Source organism: Streptomyces bambusae (assembly GCF_019400985.1).
In the GTDB taxonomy this organism is placed as follows: Bacteria; Actinomycetota; Actinomycetes; order Streptomycetales; family Streptomycetaceae; genus Streptomyces; species Streptomyces bambusae_A.
In genome coordinates this window covers 1-13,252 of the sequence record NZ_WTFF01000058.1, presented here as the reverse complement: position 1 = coordinate 13,252, position 13,252 = coordinate 1, and the positions used below count along the sequence as shown (strand labels likewise).

General features: G+C 73.4%; 12 protein-coding genes. 6 read left to right on the top strand and 6 right to left on the bottom strand.

From position 1 onward, the window contains the following. Nucleotides 1–19: 19 nt before the first annotated feature. The gene (locus GPJ59_RS11230) at nt 20–622 is read right to left on the bottom strand and encodes a flavin reductase family protein (protein WP_219666697.1); all 603 of its coding nucleotides are present in this window, start codon (nt 620–622) and stop codon (nt 20–22) included. Nucleotides 623–901: 279 nt separating this feature from the next. On the opposite strand from GPJ59_RS11230, the gene GPJ59_RS11225 reads away from it, so the two are divergent. Further along, entirely contained in the window at nt 902–1,687 is a 786-nt protein-coding gene (locus GPJ59_RS11225; RefSeq protein WP_219666634.1) for a VOC family protein, read from the top strand. Nucleotides 1,688–1,792: 105 nt separating this feature from the next. Here GPJ59_RS11225 and GPJ59_RS11220 read toward each other — a convergent pair whose 3' ends face one another. The 3 genes from GPJ59_RS11220 to GPJ59_RS11210 form a co-directional block, all read right to left on the bottom strand. Further along, nucleotides 1,793–2,659 (bottom strand): enoyl-CoA hydratase/isomerase family protein, encoded by an 867-nt coding sequence (locus tag GPJ59_RS11220; RefSeq protein ID WP_219666632.1) that lies wholly within the window; start codon nt 2,657–2,659, stop codon nt 1,793–1,795. A gap of 334 nt (nt 2,660–2,993) precedes the next feature. Then, nucleotides 2,994–5,243 (bottom strand): acetate--CoA ligase family protein, encoded by a 2,250-nt coding sequence (locus GPJ59_RS11215; protein ID WP_219666630.1) that lies wholly within the window; start codon nt 5,241–5,243, stop codon nt 2,994–2,996. 153 nt (nt 5,244–5,396) lie between these two features. Continuing rightward, entirely contained in the window at nt 5,397–6,635 is a 1,239-nt protein-coding gene (locus GPJ59_RS11210) for a flavin-containing monooxygenase (protein ID WP_219666628.1), read from the bottom strand. Between the two features lie 243 nt (nt 6,636–6,878). Here GPJ59_RS11210 and GPJ59_RS11205 point away from each other — a divergent pair, with 243 nt between their 5' ends. Both GPJ59_RS11205 and GPJ59_RS38455 read left to right on the top strand, forming a co-directional pair. Continuing rightward, on the top strand, nt 6,879–7,331 hold the full coding sequence (locus tag GPJ59_RS11205) for a DoxX family protein (RefSeq protein ID WP_219666626.1): 453 nt from the start codon (nt 6,879–6,881) through the stop codon (nt 7,329–7,331). After that, the gene (locus GPJ59_RS38455) at nt 7,328–7,759 is read left to right on the top strand and encodes a Zn-ribbon domain-containing OB-fold protein (RefSeq protein ID WP_219666624.1); all 432 of its coding nucleotides are present in this window, start codon (nt 7,328–7,330) and stop codon (nt 7,757–7,759) included. The genes GPJ59_RS11205 and GPJ59_RS38455 overlap by 4 nt, the downstream gene beginning before the upstream one ends. A 55-nt stretch (nt 7,760–7,814) precedes the next feature. On the opposite strand, the gene GPJ59_RS11195 is transcribed toward GPJ59_RS38455, so the two are convergent. Beyond that, the gene (locus GPJ59_RS11195) at nt 7,815–8,726 is read right to left on the bottom strand and encodes a LysR family transcriptional regulator (RefSeq protein WP_258024226.1); all 912 of its coding nucleotides are present in this window, start codon (nt 8,724–8,726) and stop codon (nt 7,815–7,817) included. A gap of 166 nt (nt 8,727–8,892) precedes the next feature. On the opposite strand from GPJ59_RS11195, the gene GPJ59_RS11190 reads away from it, so the two are divergent. Beyond that, on the top strand, nt 8,893–9,627 hold the full coding sequence (locus tag GPJ59_RS11190) for an SDR family NAD(P)-dependent oxidoreductase (RefSeq protein ID WP_219666623.1): 735 nt from the start codon (nt 8,893–8,895) through the stop codon (nt 9,625–9,627). Nucleotides 9,628–9,712: 85 nt separating this feature from the next. Next, entirely contained in the window at nt 9,713–9,919 is a 207-nt protein-coding gene (locus GPJ59_RS11185; RefSeq protein ID WP_219666621.1) for a tautomerase family protein, read from the top strand. A 4-nt stretch (nt 9,920–9,923) separates the two neighbouring features. On the opposite strand, the gene GPJ59_RS11180 is transcribed toward GPJ59_RS11185, so the two are convergent. After that, nucleotides 9,924–10,634, bottom strand: coding sequence for a pyridoxine/pyridoxamine 5'-phosphate oxidase (locus tag GPJ59_RS11180; protein ID WP_374200834.1), 711 nt, complete (start codon nt 10,632–10,634; stop codon nt 9,924–9,926). A gap of 196 nt (nt 10,635–10,830) precedes the next feature. Between GPJ59_RS11180 and GPJ59_RS11175 the strand changes: the two genes are divergently transcribed. Next, nucleotides 10,831–11,364, top strand: coding sequence for a hypothetical protein (locus GPJ59_RS11175; RefSeq protein WP_219666614.1), 534 nt, complete (start codon nt 10,831–10,833; stop codon nt 11,362–11,364). Nucleotides 11,365–13,252: the final 1,888 nt, after the last annotated feature.

The following is a 13,252-nucleotide window of genomic DNA, read 5'->3' as shown; positions in this document are numbered from 1 at the left end:
CAGGCCACGCGTCGGGGTCCTAGCCGGCGAAGCGGCCGAAGCGGCCCTTGTGGAAGAGCAGGGGGTCGCCCTCGCCGGCCGCGCCCATTGCCTCCACCCGGCCCACCACGATGAGGTGGTCGCCGCCCGTGTGCACGGCGTGGATCCGGCAGTCGATCCACGCCGGTACGTCGTCCAGCCGGGGCGAGCCGGTGACCGGGGCCGGGGTGTGGGTGACGCCGGCGAACTTGTCCGCCCCGCTCACCGCGAAGGCCCGGCACAGCTCGCCCTGGTCGGAGCCCAGGATGTTGACGCAGAACACCCCGGCGCGGGCGATGCGCGGCCACGTGGTCGACGTACGGGCGACCATGAACGTCACCAGGGGCGGGTCGAGGGACAGCGAGGCGAAGGACTGGCAGGCGAAGCCGGCCGGACCGTCCTCCTCCTCGCCCGGCGGCGCGGTGATGACGGTGACGCCGCTGGCGAAGTTCCCGAGGACGGCCCGGAACTCGGCCGGGCTGACGGGGGCCCGCTCGTCCTCGCCGACGGCCCGCAGGTCGGGGCGGGGATGGGCGTCGACGGGCCCGGGCTGCGCGGTCGGCTGCCCGGCGGACCTGAGGTATCGGACGACGGTGGCCGCCATCCCTGCGTGTCCCATCACATCGGCATTGAACCTGACGGAGCGTCAGATTGAAAGGGTCGTGCGGGCGTGCGTGCGGCGGCGGCAGGGGGCGGGCCGAGCGCCTCGGCGCGGGGCGCGGGTGCGGCTGCCGCCGGACGTCGCCGGGGCGCCGCCGGGCGTTGTTGCGCCGAACGGGTGAAACGCGGGCCTGCGGGGAGGCGGCGGCCCGGGGCGGCGGCGCGGGGTCGGCATCGTGGCGGGGGTCTTCGGTCATCCGCCGCCCGTCAGCAGGAGGAAAGCATGCTCGGCACCGACTTCCGCGTCGGCTCACCCAACTGGATCGACCTCGGCAGCCCCGACACCGACCGGGCGTTCTCGTTCTACTCCGCCGTCTTCGGCTGGCAGTTCGTCTCGGCGGGACCGGAGGCCGGCGGGTACGGGTTCCTGCAGAAGGGCGGCCGGACCGTCGGCGCGCTCGGCCCGCTCGCCGACGAGAGCGCCAAGCCCGCCTGGATGGTGTACTTCCGGACCGACGACATCCACGCCACCCACCGCGAGGTGGTCGAGCGGGGCGGCTCCGTACGCGCCGAGCCGATGGACGTGATGGGCGAGGGCTGGCTGGCGCAGTTCACCGACCCGCAGGGCGCCGAGTTCGCCGTGTGGCAGCCCGGCAAGACCAAGGGGCTGGAGGCGGCCTCGGAGGACAACACCCTGGTGTGGGTCGAGCTGCACGTCCCCCAGCCGGAGGCGGCCCTCGGCTTCTACGGCGCGGTGTTCGGCTGGCGCTCGCAGGAGATGGAGGCCACGCCCGGCATGACGTACCAGGTGCTCAGCACCGCCGCGGGAGATCTGGAGGCCACCTCCTTCGGTGGGGTGGCACCGCTGCAGGAGGGGCAGCACGACTCCCGCTGGGTGCCGTACTTCGCCGTGGCCGACGCCGACGCCCTGGTCGAGGCGGTCACCGCCAACGGCGGGTCGGTCCTGATGCCGGCCGCGGACGTGCCCGACGTCGGCCGGATCGCGTGGCTCGCGGACCCGAGCGGGGCGGTCTTCGCCGTACTGAAGCCCAGCCCGCGGCAGGGCTGAGGCCGAACCCCGCGGCAGGGCTGAGGCCGAACCTGCGGCGGCGCCGAGGCCGGTGACCCGTTTCGGGCCCTGCGGCAAGGGCTCCGGCGGTCGGCGGACCCGCCCTCAGGCCCCGCGGAACTTGGGCGTGCGCCGCTCCACGAAGGCGGCCACGCCCTCGTTGGCGTCAGCGGTGGTCATGTTGAGCTCCTGGGCCGTTGCCTCGGCGGCCAAGGCGCTCGCCCGGTCGGTGTCGAGCGAGGCGTTGACCAGCTGCTTCGTCAGCACCAGGGCCCGGGTGGGACCCTGCGCGAGGCGCTCCGCCCAGGCGGCGGCCGTCGCCCGGAGCTCGCCGGCCGGCACGACGGCATTGACCAGGCCGATCCGGGCCGCCTCGGCGGCCGGCAGGGCGTCACCGAAGAACATCAGCTCCTTGGCCTTCTGCGGGCCGACCAGCCGCGGGAGCAGATAGGCGCCGGCGCCGTCGGGCACCAGGCCGCGGCGGGCGAACACCTCCACGAACACCGCCGTGTCCGCCGCGATCACCAGGTCGCAGGCGAAGGCCAGGTGCGCGCCGATCCCGGCGGCCGTGCCGTTGACCGCGGCGATCACCGGCTTCTCGCAGTCCATCACGGCGGTGATGAAGCGCTGTGCGCCCTGCCGGATCATCCGGCCGACGTCCCCGACGACCCTGTCGCCGGCGGCGGGTACGGCGGGTCCGCCGCCGCGCAGGTCGGCGCCCGCGCAGAAGCCCCGGCCGGTGCCGGTGACGACCACGGCGCGCACGGCGGGGTCGGCGGAGGCGGCGGCGAGCAGCGCGATGACCCGCTCGCGCTGGTCCCAGGTGAGGGCGTTCATGGCCTCGGGGCGGTCGAACGTGATCCACGAGACGCCGTTGTCAGTGGTGTGCCGTATCAAGGAATCGAGGGAGTTGTCCGCTGGGCCCGAAGGGTCCGCTGGGCCCGAAGGGTCCGTCTGGGGGGAGTCGGTCATGGAAACAGCACTCCGGTTACGTCGTCGGCAGGGCCTGAAGGGCCTGAAGGGTCTGAAGGGTTTGAAGGGTCTGAAGGGCCTCAAGGGGCGGAGGCACGGGGCCGGATCCGTCCAGCCCGCGCGGCGTTCGAGCGCACCGGGCGCGGAGCGCCCGGACTTGCAGCCCCTCCGGCGTCTGAGGACCTGGGGGTACGGGGGCGGAGCCCCCAGGAGCGGCCCGGGCAAGGCTTGGCCGGGTGGTGGTCGACGGCCCGGCGGCGGTCCATCGGCGGCAGCCGCGGTGCAAGGTGGGCCCCGGCGTGCCGGGGGCGGGGTTCACGGGGCGGCCGGCGCGTCAGCGACAGATCGCCAAGGCGTCCAGGGCCACCGCGCCTTGGCCGCGCGGGAGGACCATCAGGGGGTTGATGTCGAGCTCGGAGAGCTCGTCGCCCAGTTCCAGGGCCATCCGCTGCACCCGCAGGACCACCTCGACCAGTGCGTCCACGTCCGCCGGGGGCGCCCCCCGGACCCCCTCCAGCAGCGCGTGCCCGCGCAGTTCCGTGAGCATCGCGCGGGCCTGGTCCTCGCCGAAGGGCGGCACGCGGACCGCCGCGTCCCGCAGCACCTCCACGAGTACGCCGCCCAGCCCGACGGTCACGGTCGGCCCGAACAGGGCGTCCTGCGTGACGCCCACGACCATCTCCACGCCCCGCTCGACCATCTGGCAGACCAGGATCCCGTCCAGCGGCACGTTCTCGTAGCGGGCGATGTCGGTGAGCTCGCGGTAGGCGTCCCGGATCTGGCTGGCCGAGGTCAGACCGACCTTCACCAGTCCCAGTTCGGTCTTGTGGGCCAGTTGCGGGCCCGACGCCTTCATCACCACCGGGTAGCCGACCAGCCCCGCGGCGCGGACGGCCGCCGCCGCGCTGGTCACCAGCTGCTCGCGCGGCACCCGGATCCCGTAGGCGCGCAGCAGCTGCTTCGCCGCGTGCTCGCTGAGCTGCTGGCCCGGGCGCATCAGGGCCTGCGCCTTGCGGTAGGAGGGGGAGGGCGTGCGGGGCGCGTCGTCGAAGGGGGAGCGGTAGCCGGTGGTGAAGCGGTGGTGGCCGAGGTAGGCGCGGACGGCGGTGATGCAGTTGCCGAAGGTGCGGAAGGTGGCCACGCGCGAGGAGCCCAGCAGCGTGGTGCGGTAGGCGTCCTCCGTGCCGACGGGCGAGCCCCAGACCACACAGATCAGCTTGTCCGTCTCCTCCGCCGCGTCCACCAGGTCCTGCGCGAGCTTGTCGCTCATGGGCGGGAAGGGCCCGGTGATCGGGCAGATCAGCACGCCCACGGCAGGGTCGGCCAGGATCGCATCGATGATCTTGCGGCCGCGCCAGTCACCGACCGGGTGGCCGCCGTTGTCGACGGGGTTGGCCACGCCCAGGTAGTCGGGGATCCACTGGTGGAGCTCGTCCTGCTTGGCCTGGGAGAGGGTGGGCAGGTGCAGCCCAGCCTCGGTGGCGAGGTCGGAGAAGTGGGCGCCGGTACCGCCGGAGATGGAATAGACGACCACCCCGTCGGCCCGGGGGCGGCGGGCGCGGGCCAGCAGGGCGGCGGTGTCCTGGAGCTCGTCCAGCCCGTCGACGCGTATCACGCCGAACTGCCGCAGGGCCGCGTCCACGACGGTGTCCGCGCCGGTCAGCTTGCCGGTGTGGGAGGCAGCCATCCGGGCACCGGTCTCGGTGCGCCCCACCTTCACCGCCACGATCGGGACGCCGTTGCGGGCGGCGCGGTCGGCGGCCAGGAGGAAGGAGCGGCCGTCCTTGAGGCCCTCCACATAGCAGGCGATGGCACCGACCTCGGGCTGCTCGGCGAAGTAGGAGATGAAGTCGGCGCTCTCCAGGTCGGCCTCGTTGCCGGTGGGAGCCCAGTGCGAGAGCCGGATGCCCAGCTCCTGGAGGGCGTAGACGGGCCGGCCCTGGTGCCCGGACTGGGTGATCAGGGCGATGGCCGGGCCGTCGAGGTCGTCCCGGAAGGGCTGGAAGGCATTGAGGTTTGTGTTCGGGCCCAGCAGGCGCAGGCCGGAGCGCTTGACGGCGGCGGACAGCCGGTCCTGGGCGGCCGCTCCCTCCTCGCCGGTCTCGGCGAAGCCGGAGGCGAAGGCGACGGCGAACTTCACCTTGGCCTCGGCGAGTTCCTCGATGACGGGCAGCGGGTCGCCGACGAGCAGGACGGCCAGGTCCACCGGCTCGGGCAGGTCCGCGACGGAGGCGTGGCAGGGCAGGCCGAAGACGGTGCTGCGGGTCGGGTGGACGGGGTGCAGGCGGGCACCGACGCGTTCCGCCCAGGCGATGAGCTGACGGGTGATGCCGGTGTTGGGCCGGCCCTCGGCGTCGGAGGCGCCGACGACGGCCACGGACTCGGGCCGGAAGAACCGGTCGAGGTCGGGGACGTCCGCATGCAGCGGCCGCCCGCTGACGTCCAGCGCGTCGCCCGCGCCCGCGCCCGCGCCTGTGGCGGACGGGGCTGCCGTGGAGTGGACCGCCGTCCTGGGGGTGTCCCCGCAGGCCTCTACCCGTGCGCGGAAGTCGGTGGTGAGGGTGCCGTGAGTAGATCCAAGCATCGTTTCCGCCCGCTCCTGCTCGATGACTCTCAGATACTGACGCGTAATCAGATTACTGAACTGACGCGACGTCAGGAACAGGCCTGCGCAGGAAAGCTCGCCGGTGGGGTGGCGGGACCGGGGAGGGGACTGGGGCGGGGGTGGGGGCGGGGCTCAGGGCTGGACGGTCGGCGCCGGCCGGGCCGGAGGGTGCGGTACGGACCGGTCGGCGCTGCGGCGGCGGCGCGGGGGACGGCTCAGCGCCCGGGCCAGCTTCTCGGCGTCCCTGGCGAGTTCACGGAACATGCCGGAGATCGGGTTCGTGTAGCCGGTGAAGTAGAGGCCGGGTGCCTCGGCGGGGCTGTGCGGGACGTGGGCCGTCGGGCGACCGCGTTCGTCCAGGACGCCGAGGTGGCCCACCAGGCCCTCCAGGCCGCGCCGGTAGCCGGTGGCCGCGATCACCGCGTCCGGGGTGATCCGGGAGCCGTCGGCGAGGACGACTTCGGCGCCGTCGAAGCCCTCCACCGCGGCGACCGGCTCGACCCGGCCGGCGCGCACGGCGTCGATCAGCCCGACGTCCTGCACGGGTATCGCCCCCTGCCGGACCCGGGTGTAGAGACCCGTCTCCGGGCGCGGCAGCCCGTACGCCGACAGGTCGGGCACGGAGATCCGGGCGACCAGCCGGGCGAGCCGGTCCACCAGCGGCACCGGCAGGTGGCGCACCAGGATGCCGGTGCGCTGGGCCGGCCACCCGGCGGTGGAGCGGCGCAGGATGTGCGGCGCGGTCCGCACGGCCAGCCGCACCCGCGCCGCACCGCCGTCGGCCAGGTCCACCGCGATCTCGGCGCCGGTGTTGCCGACGCCGACGACGAGGACGTCCTGGCCGGCGTAGGGGGTCGGATTGCGGTAGTCGGCGGCGTGTGCGATCCGGCCCGGCCAGGCCTCCTGACCTGGCCAGTCGGGCAGCCGCGGCGTGTGGTTGAAGCCGGTGGCCACGACGACGGCGCGGGCGGCGAGCTCGCGCCCGCCGCTGGCGTGCAGGATCCAGCCCTCCCCGTCGGGGGCGGGATCGATCCGGCTCACCTCGACGCCGGTGACCACTTCCAGTTCGTGGTGCTCGGCGTACTTCTCCAGATAGCGGACCACGTTGTCGCGGGAGACCCAGCGCCCGAAGCGGCGCGGTATGGCGAGGCCCGGCAGGGCCGAGAGGCGGCGGGTGGTGTGCAGGTGGAGCCGGTCGTAGTGGCCCCGCCAGGAGGCCCCGACAGCGGGCGCCTTCTCCACGACCACCGCCCGTACTCCGCGGGCACGCAGCGCGGCAGCGGCGGCGAGCCCGCCGGGCCCGCCGCCGATCACGTACACGGGACGCGGCTGCGTGGTCATCAGGTCGGGCTCGGTGGGCGCTCCAGGCATGAGCAGTGAGCGTATCGCCACGCAGGGTTGATGGGTCTCGGTCGGGCGGGGATCCGGTTGCGGATCGGTTACGGGGGGTGGGGTGAGGCGGTGCGGTGCGGGGTGGGGCGGTCGGTGTCCCGCCTGGGTGCCGCCCCGCCCGGAGGTGCTGCCCAGCCCGGGGTGCTGTCCCGCCTCTTGCGTGATCGGGGCCGATCCGCTGAACTGACGTACCGTCAGATCGGATGGATGGGATGGTGCCCGATGCAGACCGTCTGGCTCAGTGGGGCCGAGTGGCTCGCCGTGCTCCGGATAGGGCTCGGCCTGTGGTGGCTGGAGAGCTGGCGCCACAAGGACAGGAAGGGCTGGTTCGAGCGCGGCACCGGTATCGCCTGGGCCGCCGACGTGGCCGCAAAGCACCGCTGGGGCTTCGTCACGACCGGCTTCCGCCGGGTCGTCCAGCCCCGCCCCCGGCTGATGGCGTACATCGTCGTCTACGCCGAACTGGCCCTCGGCCTCGGCCTCGTCAGCGGCTTCCTCACCCCGGTCGCCCTGGCCGGAGGCCTGCTGCTGAACCTCCTCTACCTGGTACTGATGATCCACGACTGGGCCGAGCAGGGTCAGAACGCCATGATGGCGCTCATCTCCCTCGTCGCGCTCCTCGCCATGAGCTGGCAGGTCTGGTCCCTCGACGCGGCGATGGGACTCTTCCGGTGAGCGCCGTACGGTTCGACCTGCCCGAGGTGGACGACTTCACCCGTCCGTACTGGGAGGCGGCGGCGGACGGTGCGCTGCTGCTGCGCCACTGCGCGGCGTGCGGGCGCACGCACCACTACCCGCGCGAGTTCTGCCCCCACTGCTGGGCGGGCGAGGACCAGGTGACCTGGCGCCCGGCCACCGGCCGGGCCACCCTCTACACCTGGTCCGTCGTCCACCGCAACGACCTGCCGCCCTTCGGCGCCCGCGTCCCGTACGTCGCGGCCGTCGTCGACCTGGCGGAGGGCCCGCGGATGATGACCGAGGTCGTCGACTGCCCGGAATCCGCCCTGCGGATCGGCATGCCCCTCCAGGTCGCCTTCCGAGAGCTCGCGGAAGGCCTGACCGCCCCGGTCTTCCGCCCGGCGGCGGCTGCCGGGGCGCGGTGACGGATGGGTGACGTAGGGGTGGCGTAGGGGCGGGGCGGCAGGTCGGGCCCGCCCGTCAGGCCGGGTGGGCCGTGAGGTGGGTGGTCAGCTCCTCCACGAAGGCCGACAGGTGGGGCGGGTGCGGGCCCGGGCGGGTGGCGCAGTACCACGTACGCGTCAGCGGCCGCGCCCCGATCCGCACCAGTGCGAGGTCGTGCGAGGCGGTGTACGGGGCGGCCACCCAGTTCGGCAGTACCGTCACGCCCTGCTCACCCGCCACCATCTCGATCAGCAGGTCCGTCACCATCGGCATCGTGGTGATCCGGCCCGGTCGAGCCCGGACGGGGAGGGGCAGCGGGACCGACGGGATGCGGTTCTGGTCGTAGACGTCGTACAGGAGCAGGTCGACGCCGTCGAAGTCCCGTGCGGTCAGGTGCGTGCGGGAGGCCCAGGCGTGGGCGGCCGGGACGACGGCCACCATCTCGTCCTCGAACAGCTCCGTCAGCTCCACCCGCTCCATCTGCGGGTCCGGCTTGGTCAGCAGCGCCACGTCCACCTGGTCGGTGAGCAGCGCCGGGACCGGGGCGTCGCCCGCAACCGACTCGATGCGTACGTCCGCGTCCGGCATGCGCGCGCGGAACGCCCGTAGGACGGGCGGCAGCCACGAGAAGGTCGTGCTGCACTCGGCGGTGAAGCGGACCCGCCGGTTGCGCCCCTCGCGCATCTCCCGCAGGTCGCGGGTCGCCGACTCCAGTTCGCCCAGCACGTGGTGCGCGGCGACGAGCATCCGCTGCCCGGCCGCGTTCGGCACCAGGCGACGCCCCTGCCGGTCGAACAGCCGCATCCCCAGCCGGTCCTCCAGGCGGGTCAACCGCTGGCTCAGGGCCGGCTGGCTGACGTAGAGCCGCTCGGCGGCGGCGGTCAGCGAGCCGGCGTCGGCGGTGGCGGCCAGGAGCTCCAGGTCGCGCAGATCCACGTCCATATCCATAACGCTGGATTATTACACGCTTCAAAATCGGTCGTGGTGTTATGAGTTGGCGGCTCGTACGTTTCTGGTGTCCGGCACCGCACCTTCCGATGCGGACAAGCGGACAAGTCCAGCCGACCGAGCCCGGTCCAGCCGACCGGGCCGAACCCGAAAGGTCGTACCCACCATGAGCGTCCGCACCGTCATCGTCACCGGCTCCTCCAGCGGAATCGGCCTCGGCATCGCCCGGGCCTTCCTCGACGACGGCGCCAACGTCGTCCTGAGCGGCCGCGACGCCGAGCGCCTCACCAAGGCCGCCGCCGACCTCGGCCGTCCCGAGCGCACCGCCTGGGTGGCGGGCAGCATCGCCGTACCGGAGACCGGCGAGGCCCTGGTCCGTACCGCGCTGGAACGGTTCGGCGGCATCGCCGTCCTCGTCAACAACGCCGGCACCTTCGCATCCCGCCCCTTCACCGACGTCACCGAGGAGGAGCTGGACGGATTCCTCACCGGCAACCTCAAGGGCACCTACCTCACCACCCAGGCCGTCGTACGGGCGCTGCGCGCCCAGGGCCGCGGCGGCAGCATCATCAACATCGGCACCGTCCTCGTCGACCACGCCCTGGCCGGCCTCCCGGCCTCGGCTCCGGTGGTGAGCAAGGCCGGGGTGCACGCACTGACGACGAGCCTGGCCGCCGAACTCGCCGCCGACGGCATCCGGGTCAACCTCGTCGCCCCGGGCATGATCCGCACCCCGCTGCACGGGGGCTACGACGTGGACTCCTTCGGCGGGGTCCACCTGCTGAACCGGGTCGGCGAGGTCTCGGAGATTGCCGACGCGGTCCGCTACCTGGCCGACGCGGACTTCGTCACCGGGCACGCGCTGCGGGTGGACGGCGGACACGTGATCGGGCGGGCGTAACGGCCCCTTCTCCCCTTCCTCTGCTCTCCTTCCCCTCTCTTTCCCCTCTCCTTCCTCCGACTTGCGATCCGAAGGGACGGCCGTCATGCCGTACGTCAACGTCAAGATCACCCGCGAAGGCGCCACCGCCGCCCAGAAGGCCGAGATCATCGCCGGCGTCACCGACCTGCTGGTCAAGGTCCTGGACAAGGACCCCGCCACCACCTTCGTCCTCATCGACGAGGTCGAGCTGGAGGACTGGGGCGTAGGCGGGGTCCCGACCCTCGAATACCGCCGTCGCCGCGAGGGCTGACGGCCTACGGCCAGAGCAGCTCGCGGGTCCAGGGCTGCTGGGCGCCCTCGCCGCCCTCGGCGCCCTGGGGGCCCTGGCGGCTGCGGCGATAGCGGAGGCGTACGTGGCGGCGCATCGCGTCGCCCTGGAAGAACTCCACCGAGTCCGGTTCCAGCACGTACGCCGTCCAGGTCGGCGCGGGCGCGTCCGGTTCCGCGCCGGCCCGCTCCCACGCGGCCGCCGAGGCGAGCGCCAACTCCTCGGCGGAGCCCAGGACCTCGCTCTGCCGACCGGTCAGGGCTGCCGCCAGCGCCCCGCGCGACCGTACGGCCAGGTCGGCCCGGCTCACCTCCGGCCCGGCGGCGGTGACCCGGCCCCGGACGCGCACCTGGCGGGCGACGGCGGGCCAGTAGAAGCCGAGCGCCGCGTCGGGGCGGGCCGCCAATTGGCGGCCCTTGGCGCTGGTGGCGTGCGATGCGAAGTGCCAGCCGTGCGCGTCGGCATCGTGCAGCATGAGCGTCCGCACGTCGGGGCGGCCCAGGTCGTCCACCGTGGCGAGGGACATCGTGTGCGGCTCCGGCTGGCCCGCCTTCGCGGCGTGCACGAACCACTCCCGGAAGAGGGGGAGCGGGTCGGCGGGCGCGGCGTCGGCGTCGAAGTGCGGGAGCTCGATGTCCCAGACGCGCAGAGAACGCAAGGTGGCGTGGAAGTCGTCGAGAGGCTCGTCGCTGCTCATGCCGCCCATGGAACACCATGGGCGGTGGGTGGGCGGGCGCCGGTGGACTAGGTTTCGCCACGTGAGCAGCGGAAGCGACAGAAACAGCAGCAACAGCAACAGCAGGAATAGCAGGAACAGCAGCAGCGGTGGCGGCGTGCGCAAGAGGCGGGTGGGTGTTGCCGTCGGGGCGCTCGTGGCCCTCGCGGGATGCTTGGTGGCGACTGCCGTGGTCGCCCCGCTCGCCGAACGCCCCGGCGGTCTGGCCGTGGTGGCCGAGGCCGACCGGCCGGTGCTGCTGTCCGTGTTGGCCGCGCTGGCTCTCGCCGGGGCGGCGCTGCTGGGTTCGCGCCGACCGGACGTCCGGCGGGCCGCCGGCCTGACGCTGACCGTGGGCGGCATCCTGACCGTCCTCGCATCGGTCGCGATCCCGGTGGTCGGTGACCCGTTTCCGGCGTTGGAGCACGACGTCCCGGAGCCGTCGGGATCGGGACGTCGCCTGGTCGTCGAGCTCACCTCCCCGCTGTTCGACCCGGTCTGGCACATCTACGTCGACCAGGGGAGCTTCCCCACGACCCGCCGCTGGCCGGTGGCCACGTACGCCGATTCCGCCCCCGGCACCGACTGGCCCAGGGGTGTCCTCCAGGCGGAGTGGCTCGCCCCGGACCGCATCCGCCTGATCGACCTGGACCACGCGGCCCACGACATCCCCCTGGCGGAATCGGGGAGACCGCTGGCGCGCGTGTGGTGAGGGCGGGGCGGGGGCTTCGGGGGGTGGGAGCTGACCCGAGGGGGTGTGTCTGCTGGGGGTGGGGCTTCGACCGTAGGGGCTGACCCGAGGGGTTCTTTTCCCGCTGGACCTGGTCGGAGGGGGCGTGGTGTCTGCCCGCCTGTCCATTGTCCGTGCGGGTCGGCGGCCGGCGTCAAGGGCGCCCTTCGGGCGTCGCTTGCGCGATGTCGCTGCGCTCCACCCTTGACTCCGACCACCGCCCCGCCCAGCCAACAGACCGGCGAGCAGGCACCGGGGAGGGATGGCAGGGGGGAGCTGTTGCCCTCAGGCTCCGCGATGACGCTTGGAGCGGAGCCCTGCTGTGCGGTATCGCGCCCTTCGGGCGGGACGCCTCCGTTGCGCACGGGCCCCGACCGGCAGCCCAAGGGCGGTCTGTGCGCATCCGATCGCTACGCGCTGCGGCCGTCTCGGCGTCCCCACCCCGCTTGTGGCCGTACATAGGCCGCCATCGATCGCTACGCGCTCCGGCCGTCTCGGCGTCCCCGGCCGGTCTGTGGCCGCGCATAGGCCGCCATCGATCGCTACGCGCTGCGGCCGTCTCAGCGTCCCCGCCCCGCTTGTGGCCGTACATAGGCCGCCATCGATCGCTACGCGCTTCGGCGGATGGGCGACTGCGGGCGCGGCGGGCGACTGTGGGCGGGGCGGCCGACTGCGGGCGGGGCGGGCGACTGTGGCCAGTTCGGTGCGAACTGCCCCTGGGCGGGGACGTCGACTCCTTCCCTCCCCCTCCCGTCGAGCCTTCCTCTGTCCGTCCGATGGCTCCTTCGGGGACCCTTCTCCCCCCGTCGGGAACCTTTCTCCCCCCGTCGGGGACCTTTCTCCCCTCGTCGGGAGTCCTTCCCCCCCGTCGGGGGTCCTTCTCCCCGTCGGGGGTCCTTCTCCCCCGGTCGGAGGGCCTTCTCGCCGATCAGGGGTGTGGGAGAGGGGAGTGGGGGTGTGGGGTGCGGGATCTGCGTCCTGGATTGCAGTCATCCCCTCCTGTGCACGCAAAGAGGCCGCAAGATGCCCTAATTGCCCCAGTTTAGAAGGCGGGTGGAGGGGTGGGTGGGGTGCTGTCGGCAATAGAGTGCCGGACGGTCGGTCCTTCGGGGACAGGACTGCCCCCGGACCTCCCTCCGGACGCCTTCCGCCCCCGTCCGGCGCCTTGCGGGCCGTCCTTCGTTCCCGCCATCAGCCCGCCCGGCGGTCCTCCGGGGACAGGAGTGCCCCGGACTTCATCCGGCGCCGTCCGGACGCCGACGGACTGCCCGGTGGCCCCCACTGCCCCTGCTGCGCCCGCCGCAACTACCCCTCGCAGCCTGCAGTCGCCGGCCGGTCGGAGCGCGTAGCGATCGATGGCGGCCTATGTACGGCCACGGGCGGGGCGGGGACGCTGAGACGGCCGGAGCGCGTAGCGATCGGATGCGCCCAGCCTTCGGCTCAGGGTGCCGCTCGGGGCCCCGGTGATGGGTGGCTCCCGCCCGAAGGGCGCGTTTCCGCACAGGCGGGGCTCCGCTCCGGGCGTCATCACTGGGGCTCGGATGGCCATGGCTTCCCCCCTGCCGTCCCTTCCTCGGTGCCTGCTCGTCAGTCTGTGTCTGGGTGGGGCGGTGGTCGGTGTCAAGAGTGGAGCGCAGCGACATCGCGCAAGCGACGCCCGAAGGGCGCTCTTGACGCCGGCCGCCGACCCGCACGGACGATGGACTGGCGGGGCGACACCGACACCCCCCCCACCAGGCCCGACACGAAACACACCCACTCCGGTCACCCCCGACGTTCGAATACCCTGCTCCCCCCCGACACCCCCCATTGGGGCCACCCTGCACGTCGAGAGACCCCCCCCCCCCCGCCACCATGCCGCCCCTCGTCG

What these genes read in the sequence shown, in the direction of transcription:
- GPJ59_RS11230 (WP_219666697.1), bottom strand. Translation starts at nt 622, where the DNA reads ATGGCGGCCACCGTCGTCCGATACCTCAGGTCCGCCGGGCAGCCGACC.
- GPJ59_RS11225 (WP_219666634.1), top strand. Translation starts at nt 902, where the DNA reads ATGCTCGGCACCGACTTCCGCGTCGGCTCACCCAACTGGATCGACCTC.
- GPJ59_RS11220 (WP_219666632.1), bottom strand. Translation starts at nt 2,659, where the DNA reads ATGACCGACTCCCCCCAGACGGACCCTTCGGGCCCAGCGGACCCTTCG.
- GPJ59_RS11215 (WP_219666630.1), bottom strand. Translation starts at nt 5,243, where the DNA reads ATGCTTGGATCTACTCACGGCACCCTCACCACCGACTTCCGCGCACGG.
- GPJ59_RS11210 (WP_219666628.1), bottom strand. Translation starts at nt 6,635, where the DNA reads ATGCCTGGAGCGCCCACCGAGCCCGACCTGATGACCACGCAGCCGCGT.
- GPJ59_RS11205 (WP_219666626.1), top strand. Translation starts at nt 6,879, where the DNA reads ATGCAGACCGTCTGGCTCAGTGGGGCCGAGTGGCTCGCCGTGCTCCGG.
- GPJ59_RS11195 (WP_258024226.1), bottom strand. Translation starts at nt 8,726, where the DNA reads ATGGATATGGACGTGGATCTGCGCGACCTGGAGCTCCTGGCCGCCACC.
- GPJ59_RS11190 (WP_219666623.1), top strand. Translation starts at nt 8,893, where the DNA reads ATGAGCGTCCGCACCGTCATCGTCACCGGCTCCTCCAGCGGAATCGGC.
- GPJ59_RS11185 (WP_219666621.1), top strand. Translation starts at nt 9,713, where the DNA reads ATGCCGTACGTCAACGTCAAGATCACCCGCGAAGGCGCCACCGCCGCC.
- GPJ59_RS11180 (WP_374200834.1), bottom strand. Translation starts at nt 10,634, where the DNA reads ATGAGCAGCGACGAGCCTCTCGACGACTTCCACGCCACCTTGCGTTCT.